Below are 17,579 nucleotides of genomic sequence, written 5' to 3' on the forward strand. Positions count from 1 at the left end.
ATATTAGAATTTAAAATTATAAGTGATAAAAGGTATTGGTGCTCCTATCACCGAAAACTGAAATGTTCTTATTTGGGCGTTGGTGAATGTGGAATAAATTGAAAATGCATTTTTATTGGCATATAGATTGTATACTCCAAAAGACCAGCTGCTCTGCCATCTTCTATCTTTTCTTTCTGGAGCATATGTAAAGGAAAGATCCAATCTATGTGTATCTGGAATTCTATAAGCATTTCTATCTGAATATGTCAAGTACGGAGTTCCGTTCACCACCAATCTACCTGTTGCTTGTGTAATTGGACGTCCTGTCTGATACGTAAAAAAAGTACCCATCGACCATTTCTTCCCCAATTTATAGTTTGCAGTTAGGTTAAACAGATGGGGTCTATCATAATTGGAAGGGTAATACGCTCCACCATTGATATTCTCTACAGCAAAGTCGCTTGTGGTTTTCCGTTTTGTGACTGAATAGGTATAATTGATATTCCCCGTTAATTTTCCTTTGTTTTTATATGCTCCTAATTCAGCACCGTATGCATAACCATTTGCATTTAACAATTGGGTCTCAAGCTGTTCATTTAAAAAAAGGTCTGCCCCATTTTTATACTCGATCATATTTTTAAACGTCTTATAATATCCCTCAACGGAAAAATTATAGGACCGATCAGAAGTGTCATATGCATATCCGGCTGAAAATTGATTGACCTCCAAAGGCTTAACATGAGTTCCCGATGGTTTCCAAATATCGAAAGGAAGGGCCGCGAAAGTATTGGAAATCAAGTGTATATACTGAAACATTCTGTTATAACCCAGTTTAAGGGCCTTGCGGTCGCTTAGCTCATACTTAAATGCAAGGCGTGGCTCAAAACCGGAGTAGTTCTTTATGACCTCTCCACTTTTATAATCTTTTGTTCTCGTAACCGTGTTTATTGTTTTGGGCAAGTTTGGATCATATTCCGAAACGGTATAGGGCCCTAAATTTCCAAACCAAGAATATCGAAGACCCGCATTGAAAGAGAATTTGTTCCACTCCCTTTCATATTCAATGTATGGGGCGATTTCCAACCCTTTTTCCGTTTCAAAATTTACGGTGTTGAGTCCCGCTTCGGTACTGGTGACCTTGGCAGGAGAAAATCTATACAAAGTATTGTTCACCCCAAATCTCAGCTTGGTTCCAGTGCTTGGATAAAGTGTGAAGTCGGGTTTAAAAATCCAATTTTCCACCTCTGAAGTCCATTCAAATGATCCCGAGGTGTTTACCGGACCTCCGCCGGTGTCATTCTTAGAGGATAGGGCGTAGTCATAACGACTATAAATTGCCGAGGCATTCATAAACAACTTATCCGAAAAAATATGGTTCCACCTCAACGTAGCGGTAGCATTTTTCCAGCGGAAATCAATTTCTTCATCAGGTCCCTGGCTGCCATCATCATTGGTTTCCCCATCAAAACTCAGTTGCATTACATCTGCCCCAAAATAACCCGAGGCAAACAACTTATTGTTTTCGTTGATGTCCCAAGCCAGTTTAGTATTTAAATCATAGAAGTATACCTTATTGTTTTTAAGGTCATCCCCAAATAATGGAAAGAACAGATCAAAGTAAGATCGTCTACCAGAAACAAGATAGCTTAGCTTTTCTTTTTTTATGGGCCCTTCCAGAGTCAACCTGGAAAACAACAACCCCAGACCTCCCTCGCCTTTAAATTTTTTGGTACTCCCTTCTCGCTGTCTGATTTCCAATACGGAAGACGACCTCCCTCCAAACCGTGCCGGGATTCCTCCTTTGTACAATTTTAAATCCTTAATGGCGTCTGTGTTGAAAATGGAAAAGAATCCCCAAACATGTGACGAATTGTAAATGGGCGCCTCATCCAACAAAATCAGATTTTGGTCAATATTTCCACCACGTACACTAAAACCCGATGCCCCTTCGCCAATAGTGGTAACTCCAGGCTGAGTTAAAACGGCTCTGGTAACATCGGGTTCTCCCAACAAGGACGGTAGCTTTTTAATATCCTCACTCTTCAAATTGGCAACTCCATTTAAGACGGTTGTCACTTGACTTTTAAAATTGGGGTTTGAAAAAACCACCACTTCCGATAATTTGTTCGACACCTGATTCAGTTCAATCGCCAATTGTTGGTTTTTATCCAACTCAATTAAAATTTCCTTTTGCTGATACCCTATGTAAGAGACATTGAGTGTATATGAACCAGAGGGCAGTGTAATGGAATAAAAACCATATTCATTCGTGACCACGCCTTTTGAAGTTCCGGCCACCGCAATGGTTGCACCCAACAAGGTCTCTCCAGTTTCCAAATCCCTGACCGTTCCACTTATGGTATAATTCTCTTGGGTATGCCTTTTTTCATCAGTTTCCCTTTTTGAGAGTACAATGTGTTTTTTCCTAATTTCAAACGAAATATCGGAACCTATAAAAAGCTCTCCCAATACCTTATGAAGCAATTCATCATGGCTCTTAATATCATATTCCGCTCCATCATCTATTTCATCGTTATTATAAATAAACCGATAAGGGGTAGCATTTTCGATAAAACCTATAATGGATGACAGACTTGTTTTTTCAAAATCAATGGTTATTCTATCTTGGGATGATACCGTATTTGCCAAAAGCTGTATGGCCATAAAAAGATAGAGTGACAACGATAGTTTCATTAAGAATAAGAATTTGTCAAAGGAGCAGTTTACTCCGGTCAGGAGTAAAAAAGGGTTTTTATTCATATTTTTGAATGTTGATAATTACACTTATTACTTGAAATGGGTATTATTGACGTATATGTGGGAAAACCGCCATTTTCCCACATTTTTTTATTCCACTACCCAGTTTCCATAAGAAGATTGATGGTAGTTAAATGATTTTGTGAGCTGAAGGGTTTCCAAAATCTCCTCGATTGGAGTTTCCTGCTCAAATGAACCTGTGAATTTTGAATTTGCGATCTTATCATTTTTAAATCGGATTTTAATATTATGCTGAATGGCCAAATCAGTAGCTATCTCTCTAAACGGTTTGTCTGAAAACTGCAGAATTCCCTCTTTCCACGAAACAAAACTTGTCGGAGTATCAACTTTTGATTGAACCAATTTTTTCCCGTTTCTTAAAAAAGTGATTTTATCATTGGGGATCATCTGAATTTTTTCATCAGAACTTAAGGACGAAAGCTCAACCTTACCTTCCAGCAAAACCGTTTCCGTATATGTTTTTTGGGTATATGATTTTACATTGAAACTTGTGCCCAATACCTTAATCTTGATCTGGTCATGGGTCTCTACTGTAAAGGGAACCTGTTCATCCCTCATTACTTCAAAAAAAGCTTCCCCCTCTAGGTAAATATTTCTGGGGTGTGATTTTTGATAAGAAAGCTGACTTGACGAATTCATCCAAACCTTGGACCCATCTGGAAGTTCTATTTCTTTTTGTTCCCCGTATACGGTCTTTATGGTAACCTTACTGTCATTATTATAAAAAAAGTACATCAAAGAAGTGCTCAAAACAGCCAAGACAGCGGCATATCTCATGAACTTTCTTATAAAACGGCGCCTGTCCGAAACCTCTTGTCCCACGGAGTCAAAGAATTTTTCCTTGGCTTTTTGAATATCGGAGTCCCCAACAGCTTCCTCCTTTGTAATCTTATGGAGGTTCTTTATCCTTTCATATAAATATGGATCGTAATGGTTTGAACCTATCCATAGCTCAACCCTCTCAACTGTTTTTTTATCAGCGTTGTTTAAAACATAGGCCCAAATATCTGTTTCAGTTATACGATGGTCTTCCATAATACTTCAATAATCTTTTTTAAAAGGTCCTCGTTAAGTCCATTCTGGGCTATCCATTCAGAAATATCCACAATAACATCCTGGTTATCGTTGTCGAAAACGTATGCAATCAAATCAATTTCTACAGGATGGTCATCCTCCATAATGTGCCTATTTGGATATAAGACGTATGACAGCCGGGACTACCCTATTTTTTTTACAAAAAACTTTTAAGCTCCCTTTTAAAGATGTTCAGAGCTTTTGATATGTGAAGTTCCACAGTCTTTACTGAAATACCTTTACGCAAAGCTATCTCCTTGTAAGACAAACCCTTATTCCGGGACAGCTTGAATATCTCTACTGTTTTTTCCGGAAGAAACGTATAAATCTGTTCTATCTGACCCAATAATTCCCACTCGCTGTCAATTAGATTCTCAGTATTTCTGTTCAGTTTGTACAGGTCAATATGCTTCTTTTTGGTCTGTTCTTTTCTGTAGTGATCAATGATTTTATTCTTGAGGGTAACAATCAGGTAAGATTCTATTGAACGTTTGTCGGTATTTACCTTTTCAACATTCTCCCAAAGTTTGATAAAAGTCTCCTGGACAATTTCTTCTGAAATGTCTTTTTCACCCAAAATCTTATAGGCATAGTTGTACAACTTTCGGTAGTGTGAATCAAAGAGTGTAGAAAAATATTCCTTCTTTTCTTGGAGCGACATTCACTATCGAGTTATGGAGCAGTATCAAAACTACAAAAATCAAGTTTAAAAAAATCCCACACTTTACTTAAGGGTCATTTTGGCAATTCGGTTCTTCCCAGCTGCATAAGCAATGGAATCATTAAGAAAACGAAGGGTATAGAAATCTTCTCTGCTTAACTTCTTCCATGATCTCCCGCCATCATTGGAATACGAAATCCCTTGGAATCCAACGGCTACCAAATCATCTCCTCCGGAGTTGGGAACAAATTGCACGCAACTTCTATAATCTGGTTCTTGCACATCTGCAATCAAATTCCAGGTTTCCCCTCCATTTCTGGTGATAATTTTGTTTTTACTATTCGACTCTGGGTTGGTATAATCTCCACCAATGGCAAAACCAAGGTTTTCATCATAAAAATCAATGGAGTAAATACCCTCCGTAGGTTTGTCTTGCACAATCGGGGATGAAACTACCTTCCAAGTTTTTCCTTTGTCCCCGGAGAAATAAACATTTCCAGCTGTTGTGCCTATCCATACCTTATCTTCAACAATTGCAATATTGGTGTTGCTGGCTGCAAAAGCTCCTTCGCCCTCCGCTGATTTTGGTAACTGCGAACACGGAAGCTTTTTCCAACTCTTACCACCATCTCTAGTAATGATGATTGACAAACAACCATCCATGGTATCACCTATAGCAATACCCTCCAAATCGTTCCAAAACTTCATGGAATCATAAAAAACACTTTCATCTTCCTCTTTATACACCAATTCCATTTGACCCGAATTTCCGGTTTTGTACAACAAAGCGGGATTAGCGATTGACAGCATAAAAAAATCGGTGGAAGTATGTGCAACGGCTCTAAACGAAGGAGTAATGGAATCATATTTTTGGGTATTGCTTCGTACCGCATTTGTTTTCAAATTAACGGTACCAAAAACACCATTGCTTCCAGCAAATGCCAAAGTATTGTCATCCAAAAATTCAATCGCCCTAATACTCACTGAATCTTGAAAAACATCTTCTACCATAACCGATGAAAAATTATGTGATTTCTGTTGGGGGTAACAACTAATAATCAGAAATATGGGTACAAAAACTAAACTATATCTCATTCAAAATGTGTTTCTTCAAATGTAATTGGAATCTTGTTAGAAACCATACCTTTGCAATCCTTAAATTTTTGGGATGCGTTTACACAGAAATCTTGTCTTTGCGGTCATTGATGCACTAAACCTCATATTCAACGAAAAGGAATATGCAGATAAGGTCATAGAAAAAGTATTACGGTACGATAAGCGCTGGGGAGCTCGGGATAGAGGTTTTATTGCTGAAACCACTTATGATATTGTTCGATGGAAACGCCTGTATACAGAAATTGCAGAGGTACACGAACCCTATTCAAGGCCACATCTGTTTCGAATGTTTGCCGTTTGGTGCGTATTGAGAGGTATCAGATTACCAGATTGGAAGCAGTTGGAAGACACACCAGAGCGTAGAATAAAAGGAAGGTTTGATGAACTATCCAAAATCAGAAAATTCAGGGAATCCATACCTGATTGGTTGGATGAATTGGGGGAACAATCCCTTGGAAACAAACTTTGGACCAAGGAAATAGCTGCGCTTAACAAACAGGCCGAGGTTATTCTCAGGGTAAATACCTTAAAAATCCAGAAAAACCAATTGCAAGCGATGCTCGCCAAAGATGAGATTGAAACCATAGCAATTGATGGCTACCCCGACGCTCTTAAACTGAAGGAACGTAAAAATGTCTTTGTCACCGAAGCTTTTAAAAATGGCTTTTTTGAAGTACAGGATGCTTCCTCCCAATTGGTTACTCCTTTTTTGGAAGTTAAACCTGGACAACGTGTTGTTGATGCTTGCGCCGGAGCCGGTGGAAAAACGCTTCATTCAGCTTCCCAAATGGAAAACAAAGGTCAGCTGATCGCTCTGGATATTTATGAGAGTAAATTGAAAAAGCTTAAAAAACGAACTCGAAGAAATGGAGTGCACAATGTAGAAACCCGGGTAATCGATTCCACCAAAGTCATTAAAAAGCTGCACAACAGTGCAGACAGACTTCTGCTTGATGCTCCTTGTTCCGGGTTGGGTGTCATTAGAAGAAACCCAGATTCAAAATGGAAACTGGAGCCTCAATTTATTGACCGAATCATGGGCGTACAACAAGAAATTCTCCAGAATTATAGCAAAATGGTTAAAAAGGGAGGGCAAATGGTTTACGCCACATGTTCCATTCTACCGCAAGAAAACACGGAGCAAGTTTCAAAATTTTTGAATTCGGAAGCGGGAAGAGAATTCAAGTTGGTCAAAGAACAAAATATCTATGCCTCAGAAAAGGGATACGATGGGTTTTATATGGCCTTGCTAAGCAAGCCTTAACGTTCAGAACATTACGGAACAATTAACCAATTATCTGCTTTTACTCCAAGTACATAAAATAAAAAAACAAGAATCAAGGAAAAGACTATTAATAGCATATTCCCATGGATTAATTGTTTTAAAGCATGGTATTCTTCACGATTACTAAACTTCATGATTTTGTTTTATTGGATTTTATGGAAAACTACACTTAAAAAAAGCAGCTAAAAGATGGTAATTGACCAATAGCCATTTTGAATTGATGGATACATTCTAAAATCCAAAACCATAAGTTATTGACACCGATGGTTCAAAACTGTTATAAAACCCTCTGAAAAATCAAACCTAAAACTGTAAATTTGCACTTTCTTAATCCGTTCAACAACTAGGCTGATATGATTCATTTCTTTGGGGACGTGGCAACAAAGGTTTTTGCCGTCCAGACTGCTCAAGAAATTGCACCTCAAGACATTCAAAAATTAACATGGTTGTTCGGCAACCAACCTAAGATAAACGCGGCGTCTCTTGACGCCTTTTTTATTGGGCCAAGGGCCGCCATGATTACCCCCTGGAGCACCAATGCTACCGAAATAACCCAGAATATGGGCGTGAAAGGAATCCTTCGGATTGAGGAATTCCATGCTGTGGATGAAGACCATGCCGACTTCGACCCCATGCTTTTTCAAAAGTATGAAGGGCTAGATCAACAAATTTTCACCATTGATATTGTTCCCGAAGCCATTTTGGAAGTTGACGATATCTCAGCCTACAATCAACAAGAGGGTCTGGCTCTGAGTGACGATGAGATAGCCTATTTGGAGAATCTCTCTAAAAAACTGGGTAGAAAATTAACCGATTCTGAAGTATTTGGTTTCAGTCAAGTGAATTCAGAGCATTGTCGACATAAAATTTTCAACGGTACTTTTGTTATTGATGGTGAGGAAAAACCTAGTTCCCTTTTTAAACTGATCAAAAAAACATCGGAAGAAAACCCAAACGATATTGTTTCGGCCTACAAAGACAATGTTGCTTTTATAAAAGGGCCAAAAGCAGTGCAGTTTGCACCAAAAAGTGCGGACAAACCTGATTTTTACGAGGAAAAAGATTTTGATTCCGTTATATCCCTAAAAGCGGAAACCCATAATTTCCCAACTACAGTGGAACCCTTTAATGGTGCCGCTACGGGTTCCGGAGGTGAAATCAGGGATAGATTGGCTGGTGGGAAAGGCTCCTTGCCTTTGGCAGGAACCGCAGTCTATATGACTTCATATTCTCGCCTGGAAGAAAACAGACCTTGGGAAAATGGAATGCAAGAACGGAAATGGTTGTACCAGACACCAATGGATATTTTAATCAAAGCATCCAACGGAGCGTCTGATTTTGGAAACAAATTTGGACAACCATTGATTTCCGGATCAGTTCTCACTTTTGAGCATAAAGAAGAAGCTCGTCGATTAGGTTTTGATAAAGTAATTATGCTGGCTGGTGGTATCGGCTATGGAAAAGCAGAACAAGCTTTAAAAGACACCCCAAACAAAGGGGATAAAATAGTTATTCTTGGTGGTGACAACTACCGTATTGGAATGGGTGGTGCAGCTGTTTCCAGCGCTGATACGGGTGAATTCAGTTCAGCAATTGAATTGAATGCCGTGCAACGCTCCAATCCAGAAATGCAAAAAAGAGCTTCCAATGCTATTCGTGGAATGGTGGAAAGCCATGACAATCCCATTGTTTCCATTCATGATCATGGGGCCGGCGGACATCTTAACTGTTTATCAGAATTAGTTGAGGAAACAGGTGGTGTCATAAATACGGATAAACTCCCGGTAGGTGACCCAACACTATCGGCAAAAGAGCTTATTGGCAACGAATCCCAAGAGCGTATGGGGTTGGTAATCGGTGAAAAAGATATAGAACTCCTTGATCGTATCGCATCTCGCGAACGCTCTCCGATGTACGATGTTGGAACTGTAACTGGCGACCACAGATTTACCTTTGCTTCAGAAAAAACTGGGGAAAAACCTATGGATTTGGAGTTGAACGACATGTTCGGAAGTTCTCCAAAGACCATTATGGAAGATAGCTCAGCAGCAAGAACTTATGACGCCCCCACCTATTCATTGGAGCATTTCCACGATTATTTGGAGCAAGTGTTGCAATTGGAAGCAGTTGCTTGCAAAGATTGGCTCACTAATAAAGTGGATCGCTGCGTAGGCGGACATGTGGCCAAACAGCAATGTGCTGGTCCTTTACAACTACCTTTGAACAATTGTGGGGTCATGTCCCTTGATTTTAAAGGAAAGGAAGGAATTGCAACAAGTATAGGCCACTCCCCTGTTTCCGCTTTGATAGACCCATCAGCGGGAAGTAGGAATAGTATTGCTGAAGCACTTACAAACATAGTATGGGCTCCGCTCAAAGATGGTTTACAATCCGTTTCGCTATCTGCGAACTGGATGTGGCCCTGTAGAAACGAAGGTGAAGATGCCCGATTGTACGAAGCTGTGGAAGCGGTATCCAATTTTGCTATCGCATTGGGAATCAATGTCCCTACAGGAAAGGATTCGCTTTCCATGAAGCAGAAATATAAAGATGGGGATGTCATCTCTCCCGGTACCGTAATTATATCTGCGGCCGCGAATTGTAATGACATCACTAAAATTGTAGAGCCTGTATTCCAAAAAAATGGAGGCGATATTTATTATATCAATATTTCCAAGGATAATTTTAAACTGGGGGGCTCTTCTTTTGGGCAAGTACTAAATTCTGTAGGCAACGAAACTCCAACAATTGTGGATGCTGCTTATGTAAAGCAGACTTTCAATACGTTACAAGAGCTTATCAAAAATGATATGATCATAGCTGGTCACGACGTTGCTTCCGGCGGATTGATCACAACCCTATTGGAAATGTGTTTTGCTGATATCGATTTAGGAGCGAACCTCGATTTATCCAATCTTGGAGAAGAAGATATCATCAAACTATTATTCTCAGAAAATGCAGGGCTTGTTTTCCAAGTTAAAGATAACACCGTGGAAAAAGTTTTGGCGGATGCCGGAATTGATTACAAAAAAATAGGTTCTGTAAGCTCCGAAGGAACTTTGAACATCAGAAATAATAGTATTGAAATTGGGTTGAATGTGGCCTCACTACGGGATACTTGGTTCAAGACTTCTTATTTACTGGATGATAAGCAAACAGCCAATAATTTGGCCAAAGCCAGATATGAAAATTATAAGAATCAAGCCTTAAACTATAAATTCCCCTCAGGTTTTGATGGTAAGCTGCCTCCAAGAGAACAATCGAAAGTGGAACGCCCAAAAGCTGCCATTTTAAGGGAAAAAGGCAGTAATTCGGAGCGCGAAATGGCCAATGCCATGTATTTGGCAGGATTTGATGTAAAGGATGTGCACATGACCGACTTGATAACTGGTCGGGAAACCTTGGAAGATATTCAGTTTATTGGCGCTGTTGGTGGATTTTCCAATTCAGATGTTCTGGGAAGTGCCAAAGGATGGGCCGGTGCCTTCAAGTACAACGAGAAAGCAAATAAAGCCCTTAGAGATTTCTTTGCACGACCCGACACACTTTCTGTGGGAATATGCAATGGGTGTCAGCTGTTCATGGAATTGGATTTAATAAATCCTGAGCATGAAACCCATGGCAGAATGACCTACAATGATTCAGGTAAGCACGAAAGCAATTTTACCTCTGTGAAAATTCAAGAGAACAACTCCGTCATGCTTTCTACAATGGCGGGTACCACTTTAGGTGTTTGGATTTCTCATGGAGAAGGGAAATTTAGCCTTCCCCATTCAGAAAAAGAGTATGACATTGTTGCCAAATATGGCTATGAAGCTTATCCGGCAAATCCAAACGGAAGTGATTACAATACCGCTATGCTCTGCGATAAAACAGGACGCCACTTGGTAACCATGCCGCATATCGAGCGCTCCACATTTCCGTGGAACTGGGCACACTATCCAAAGGATAGAAACGATGTTGTTTCACCTTGGCTACAGGCATTTATCAATGCCAAGGAATGGATAGTGAACAATAAATAACTATTTTTAGAGACCAATAAATTTTTAAAACCAAAAAATGAATTCCAAAAATCGCTTTGCCAAGGGAATCCTTTTCCTCGGCTCAATTTTATTAATTTTCAATACGGGGTGTGTACGTAAACACAGAAGCTTTACTTCAGATGAAATCAATTTACTGCCCCAACCCAACGAGGTGACATTATCAGAAAATTCCTTTGCTCTAAAGGATGGAATGGACATTGTTTTCTCAGACGATGCCTCAGAAGATTTGGTTTCTGCTTTCAGCGAGGAGATAACCCAACGAACCGGATTGGAACTCTCTGTTTCCAACAATGGGCAAGGAGATATTGTATTTACCAGCCTCCCAGATTTAGGGGAAGAAGCTTACCAACTGGATGTCAATCCAAAGAAAATCAATATTTCAGCTAGTACCTCTGCTGGATTTTTCTACGGAATTGAAACATTAAAGCAGTTGCTGACAAAAGACACTGAGGAATCCGTATGGTTAATTCCATCAATAACCATCAAAGATGCTCCCCGTTTTGGGTGGCGGGCTTATATGCTTGATGAGTCCCGTTATTTTCACGGGGCGGATTTCGTTAAGCAAGTATTGGATCAGATGGCTTCGCTTAAAATGAACATTTTTCATTGGCATTTGACGGATGATGCTGGTTGGCGCATCGAAATAAAAAAATACCCCAAACTAACCGAAGTAGGTAGCTATAGAACAGATTCGGAAATTGAAACCTGGAAAAGTGGAAAATTATCCGGTGAACCTCACGGTGGGTTTTACACCCAAGAAGAAATTAAGGAATTGGTGGCCTATGCAGCGGAAAGACACATTACCATTGTCCCTGAATTTGAAATTCCTGGTCACAGTAGCGCCGCCATTGCCGCATATACTTGGCTAGGTACTGCTGGAAAAGATATTGATGTTCCTGTGAAATTTGGTCGTCATTACGACAATTATGATGTGACCAATCCAAAAGTAGAGCAGTTTGTAAAGGATGTTTTATTGGAACTTTTTGAGCTTTTTCCCTCGGAAGTGGTTCATATTGGCGGTGATGAAGTAGGCTATGACGTTTGGAATGAATCCAGACATGTGCAGGAATACATGAAGGAACATGGTATAAAAACTGCTGCCGACCTTCAAATACAGTTCACCAACAAAATTTCGAAATTTATTGAACAACATGGAAGACGTATGATGGGTTGGAATGAAATAATGGGAAAAAACATCCATGGTGATTTTGAGGAAAAGAAACATGATAAAGAAGCTGAGACCGAACTGGCCAAAAATACGGTTGTCCATTTTTGGAAGGGCGATCTTAATCTTGCCACCGAAGCTGCTCAAAAAGGATATGGTATTGTAAACTCATTGCACAGCAACACCTATCTCGACTATAATTACAATAGCATTTCATTGGAAAAAGCCTATGGTTTTGATCCAATCCCTGAAGGTTTGGAACCTCAATATCATGAAAACATTTATGGTTTGGGTTGTCAAATGTGGAGCGAATGGACTCCCACCAATAAAGATGTGGAGCGTCAGACTTTTCCAAGAATTGCTGCCTATGCAGAGGTAGGCTGGACCGATCCTGAAAACAAAAATTTCGAAAGTTTCAAAACCGCTTTAAAAATCAAGCAAAAAGAATGGGACACCTTGGGAATCAACTATGCAAAAGTTCTAGAGGAATAAAATCAACTAAAATTTAATCGAGGGTTTTAATCGAATCTTTGATAAATACCAACCATACGGGGCCTTCAAATTGAAGGCCTTTTTTATTCCCTTAAAATTGATTGATTTTCAAATAAGGAGCGTGACAATTGAATTTTCCATTTTAAAATCCGACTTCCTTTCCCTATTTTGCAATTACCTAACAGAAACTTACTATGCAAACAGTAACTAGACTTTTTGATTTTCCCTATCATCAATTGGAAAAATTTCCCCTTGAAAAATCGCTGGTCACTAAATATGATGGCAAATGGGTTGCCACTTCTACCAAAGCCTATATTGATCAAGCCAACGCGGTAAGTCGTGCACTTTTAAAACTAGGTGTAAAACCAAACGATAAAGTGGCGGTAATATCCATGACCAATAGAACGGAATGGAACATTATGGATATTGGAATCTTACAGATTGGTGCACAAAATGTCCCAATTTATCCAACCATATCATCCTCAGATTACGAATATGTCCTTAATCATTCAGAAGCAAAGTACTGTTTTGTTTCATGCACGGAAGTTTTAGAAAAGGTATTGGAGGTAACCCCAAAACTGAAGAAGTTGAAGGATGTCTATTCCTTTGACACCCTTGGAAACTGTAAAAATTGGAAAGAGGTCTTGGAACTGGGTGCCGATGATTCCAATCAAGAGGAAGTAGAAAAATTAAAGGCAGCGGTAAAACCAGAAGATTTGGCCACTTTGATCTATACATCGGGAACAACGGGGAGACCAAAAGGCGTGATGCTGTCCCATGATAATTTAGTGAGTAATGCCATAGAGAGTTCAAAACGTTTTCCCATAGTGGACGGAGAAACAAAGTCATTAAGTTTTTTACCCCTCTGTCATGTTTATGAACGCATGCTCATCTACTTATACCAATACAGAGGTGTAACCATTTATTACGCCGAGTCCCTTGAGACCATAAGTGATAACCTCAAGGAAACGGCCCCACATGTAATGACGGCTGTTCCAAGATTGTTGGAAAAGGTATACGACAAAATCATAACCAAAGGCACAGAGCTTAGCGGAATAAAACGAAAACTCTTCTTTTGGGCTGTTGAAATTGGGCTCCAATTTGAGCCTTACGGAAAAAATGGCTGGTGGTACGAAAAGAAATTGGCCTTGGCCAGAAAATTGATCTTTAGCAAATGGAAAGAAGGCCTTGGCGGCAACCTAAAACTTATAGCATCAGGTAGTGCAGCCCTACAACCGCGATTGGCACGTATTTTTAATGCCGCCGAGATGGGTGTTATGGAAGGCTATGGTTTGACAGAGACCTCTCCGGTGGTTTCGGTCAACGATATGCGTGAAAATGGTTTTAAAATTGGTACAGTTGGTAAACCCATAGATAGGACTGAGGTTAAAATTGCTGAAGATGGGGAAATTTGTATAAAAGGCCCCCAAGTAATGATGGGGTATTATAAAGACCCAGAAAAAACGGCAGAGGTAATCAAAGACGGTTACTTTCATACTGGAGATATTGGGGAAGTTGATGCCGAAGGCTTTTTAAAGATTACGGATCGTAAAAAGGAAATGTTCAAAACATCGGGAGGGAAATATGTTGCTCCCCAATTGCTCGAAAACAGATTTAAACAATCTCGTTTTATAGAACAAATCATGGTTGTGGGCGAAGGAGAAAAAATGCCCGCTGCCCTGATTCAACCGAATTTTGAATTCCTATATGAATGGGCAAACAGACATAGCATTACCTTGGGTGAAAATTCGGATATTATATTAAATGAAAAGGTTATTGGTAGAATCCAAGAAGAAATTGACCTTGCCAACCAGGATTTTGCCAAATGGGAAAAAGTAAAGCAGTTTAGATTAACACCAGATGTTTGGAGCATAGACGATGGACACATGACTCCTACCATGAAACTTCGGAGAAAAATTATCAAGGAAAAATACATTGACCTTTACAACAGCATCTACGGTCACTAGAGATAACATATCACTTTCCAACCAGATTTTAGAAGGTTCAAATTCAATTTTTGAGCCTTCTTTTTTTCAGCCATAATAATTGTTATTTATTATGCATGCATAATAAATTTTTGTATATTTGGACACACCAAACCGGATTTATGAAAGAGTTGACCATTGATTATGCGCTAAGGGCCACTTGGCAAGCCGTTAGTAAAATGTACAATGAAGAGGCAAAAAACTACGGACTTACAATGGCTATTGGATTTACTCTTTTAAGCATCGATCCTAAAAAAGGTACCCCTAGTACTGCTTTAGGCCCTAAAATGGGCATGGAAGCAACAAGTTTATCAAGAATTTTGAAGAGTATTGAAGAAAAAGGCTATATCCAACGAAAACCAAATCCAAAAGATGGTCGCGGGGTGTTGATACATTTAACGGCCTTGGGTTTGGAAAAAAGAAAAGATTCCAAAGATGTGGTGTTGAGATTCAATGAAGTGGTAAAGGAAAATGTAACAGAAGAAGATTTATCCGGTTTTTTCAAAACTGCTGAAATCATCAATAAACTGATTGTCGATAAAAAGATATATATCAAAACAACGAATTAATTCTAACTCATAAATGAAAAGGCATATTAATAAAGTTGCCGTTATCGGCTCGGGTATTATGGGAAGTGGCATAGCCTGTCACTTTGCCAATATTGGTGTCGAAGTTTTGTTATTGGATATAGTTCCCCGAGAACTTAACGATAAAGAAAAGGCCAAAGGGCTCACCTTGGACAATAAGAATGTCCGGAATAGGTTGGTCAATGATTCATTGGCCGCTGCCCTCAAATCCAAACCCTCCCCTATCTATCATAAAAAGTTTGCCAATAGAATCTCGACTGGGAATCTAGAGGATGATATCGCCAAAGTTGGTGAGGTTGATTGGATTATTGAGGTTGTAGTAGAACGTTTGGATATCAAAAAGCAAGTGTTTGAAAATTTGGAAAAGCACAGAAAACCTGGCACATTAATTACTTCCAACACTTCTGGTATTCCTATTAAATTTATGAGTGAAGGAAGAAGTGAAGATTTTCAAAAACACTTCTGCGGAACACACTTTTTTAATCCGGCCCGATACCTGAAATTATTTGAGATTATTCCTGGACCAAAAACTTCCTCCGAAGTATTGGACTTTTTGAACGGGTATGGTGAACAATATCTAGGAAAAACCTCAGTAGTAGCTAAAGATACACCTGCTTTTATTGGCAACCGAATCGGAATTTTCAGCATCCAAAGCCTTTTTCATGCTGTTAAGGATTTGGGAATGACCGTTGAGGAAGTAGACAAGCTAACAGGTCCCGTTATTGGAAGACCAAAGTCGGCAACCTTCCGAACAGTGGATGTCGTTGGACTGGACACCTTGGTACATGTTGCCAACGGAATCCATGAAAACTGCAAGGATGATGAACGATTGGAGCTTTTCCAATTACCGGATTTCATCAATACCATGATGGAAAACAAATGGTTGGGGAGTAAATCTGGGCAGGGATTCTATAAAAAGGTCAAGGATGACAAGGGCAAAAGTGAAATCTTGACACTGGATTTGGACACTATGGACTATCGCGCCAAGAAAAGTGCCAAGTTTGCCACTTTGGAATTGACAAAAACCATTGACAAGGTAGTTGACCGTTTTTCAGTATTGACCTCAGGCAAGGACAAAGCGGGAGAATTCTACCGAAAAAGCTTTGGGGCATTATTTGCTTATGTTTCACATCGAATTCCGGAAATATCGGATGAGCTCTATAAAATAGACGATGCCATGAAGGCCGGTTTTGGTTGGGAACATGGACCCTTCCAAATCTGGGATGCAGTTGGTTTAGAGAAAGGCCTGGAGTTTATCAAGGCAGAAAATTTAGAAGTAGCTTCTTGGGTAAATGAAATGAAGGAATCGGGAACAGATGCTTTCTATTCTGTTAAAGGTGGAGCAACCTATTATTACGATATTCCCAACAAGGCCATGGAAAAAGTTCCAGGTCAGGATGCCTTCATCATTTTGGATAACATTAGAAAATCCAACGAAGTATTTAAAAACAGTGGTGTTGTTATAGAGGATTTGGGAGAAGGAATCCTAAACGTAGAATTCCAATCCAAAATGAACACTATTGGGGGCGATGTACTGGCTGGTCTGAACAAAGCTGTTGATTTGGCCGAAAAAGACTTTCAAGGGTTGGTTGTAGGCAATCAAGGCGCAAACTTTTCTGTTGGCGCCAACATTGGAATGATCTTTATGATGGCCGTTGAGCAGGAATATGACGAGCTTAACATGGCCATAAAATACTTTCAAGACACCATGATGCGCATGCGCTATTCTTCCATCCCTACCATTTCTGCCCCTCATGGTATGTGCTTGGGTGGTGGATGTGAACTTTCATTGCATGCCGACAAGGTAGTAGCTGCGGCCGAAAGTTATATTGGTTTGGTAGAATTTGGAGTTGGAGTTATTCCTGGTGGCGGTGGATCTAAGGAAATGGCGCTACGGGCATCTGACACTTTTAGAAAAAATGACGTAGAGCTCAACGTGCTGCAAGAATATTTCTTGACCATTGGTATGGCAAAAGTTTCAACCTCAGCCTATGAAGCCTATGATTTGGGTATTCTACAAAAAGGAAAAGATGTAGTGGTTGTCAATAAAGACCGACAAATAGCTACGGCCAAGGCCCATGCAAAACTGATGGCAGAGGCAGGATACACCAGACCTGTGAAACGAAAAGATGTAAAGGTTCTTGGAAAACAGGCTTTGGGCATGTTCTTGGTAGGGACGGATTCCATGGAAGCAGGTCACTATATTTCTGAGCATGACAAGAAAATTGCCAATAAACTGGCCTATGTCATGGCAGGTGGTGATTTGTCAGAAGCAAGTTATGTATCCGAGCAATACCTTTTGGATTTGGAACGGGAAGCATTCCTTTCACTATGTACCGAAAGAAAAACACTGGAACGTATCCAACATATGTTGAAAACAGGTAAACCATTGAGAAATTAGGTATTGGATG

The 17,579-nt window shown here is 39.8% G+C and carries 11 protein-coding genes; 6 read left to right on the forward strand and 5 right to left on the reverse strand.

What is annotated here, in order from left to right:
* Positions 1-3: 3 nt before the first annotated feature.
* The 5 genes from ACOQO1_RS07085 to ACOQO1_RS07105 form a co-directional block, all read right to left on the reverse strand.
* Positions 4-2,676 (reverse strand): TonB-dependent receptor, encoded by a 2,673-nt coding sequence (locus tag ACOQO1_RS07085; RefSeq protein WP_420602164.1) that lies wholly within the window; start codon positions 2,674-2,676, stop codon positions 4-6.
* A 153-nt stretch (positions 2,677-2,829) separates the two neighbouring features.
* Positions 2,830-3,795, reverse strand: coding sequence for a FecR family protein (locus ACOQO1_RS07090; protein ID WP_420602165.1), 966 nt, complete (start codon positions 3,793-3,795; stop codon positions 2,830-2,832).
* Entirely contained in the window at positions 3,777-3,938 is a 162-nt protein-coding gene (locus ACOQO1_RS07095) for a hypothetical protein (protein ID WP_420602166.1), read from the reverse strand. The genes ACOQO1_RS07090 and ACOQO1_RS07095 overlap by 19 nt, the downstream gene beginning before the upstream one ends.
* Before the next feature lie 53 nt (positions 3,939-3,991).
* Positions 3,992-4,495 carry an RNA polymerase sigma-70 factor gene (locus ACOQO1_RS07100; RefSeq protein ID WP_420602167.1) on the reverse strand — a complete coding sequence of 168 codons (504 nt, stop codon included), beginning with the start codon at positions 4,493-4,495 and terminating at the stop codon, positions 3,992-3,994.
* Between the two features lie 63 nt (positions 4,496-4,558).
* Entirely contained in the window at positions 4,559-5,590 is a 1,032-nt protein-coding gene (locus ACOQO1_RS07105) for a WD40/YVTN/BNR-like repeat-containing protein (RefSeq protein ID WP_420602168.1), read from the reverse strand.
* A gap of 73 nt (positions 5,591-5,663) precedes the next feature.
* Between ACOQO1_RS07105 and ACOQO1_RS07110 the strand changes: the two genes are divergently transcribed.
* From ACOQO1_RS07110 to ACOQO1_RS07135, 6 genes are all read left to right on the forward strand, one after another.
* On the forward strand, positions 5,664-6,875 hold the full coding sequence (locus ACOQO1_RS07110; protein WP_420602169.1) for an RsmB/NOP family class I SAM-dependent RNA methyltransferase: 1,212 nt from the start codon (positions 5,664-5,666) through the stop codon (positions 6,873-6,875).
* Positions 6,876-7,249: 374 nt separating this feature from the next.
* Positions 7,250-10,918: a phosphoribosylformylglycinamidine synthase gene (purL, locus tag ACOQO1_RS07115; RefSeq protein ID WP_420602170.1), complete on the forward strand. Its 3,669-nt coding sequence runs from the start codon at positions 7,250-7,252 to the stop codon at positions 10,916-10,918.
* A 37-nt stretch (positions 10,919-10,955) separates the two neighbouring features.
* Complete coding sequence (locus tag ACOQO1_RS07120; protein WP_420602171.1) at positions 10,956-12,596, forward strand: beta-N-acetylhexosaminidase; 1,641 nt, start codon at positions 10,956-10,958, stop codon at positions 12,594-12,596.
* A 194-nt stretch (positions 12,597-12,790) separates the two neighbouring features.
* Positions 12,791-14,563: an AMP-dependent synthetase/ligase gene (locus ACOQO1_RS07125; protein WP_420602172.1), complete on the forward strand. Its 1,773-nt coding sequence runs from the start codon at positions 12,791-12,793 to the stop codon at positions 14,561-14,563.
* Between the two features lie 140 nt (positions 14,564-14,703).
* Positions 14,704-15,150 (forward strand): MarR family winged helix-turn-helix transcriptional regulator, encoded by a 447-nt coding sequence (locus ACOQO1_RS07130; protein WP_420602173.1) that lies wholly within the window; start codon positions 14,704-14,706, stop codon positions 15,148-15,150.
* 13 nt (positions 15,151-15,163) lie between these two features.
* Entirely contained in the window at positions 15,164-17,569 is a 2,406-nt protein-coding gene (locus ACOQO1_RS07135) for a 3-hydroxyacyl-CoA dehydrogenase/enoyl-CoA hydratase family protein (protein ID WP_420602174.1), read from the forward strand.
* The last annotated feature ends 10 nt before the right edge of the window (positions 17,570-17,579 follow it).

The organism is Flagellimonas sp. (assembly GCF_965222555.1).
In the GTDB taxonomy this organism is placed as follows: Bacteria; Bacteroidota; Bacteroidia; order Flavobacteriales; family Flavobacteriaceae; genus Flagellimonas.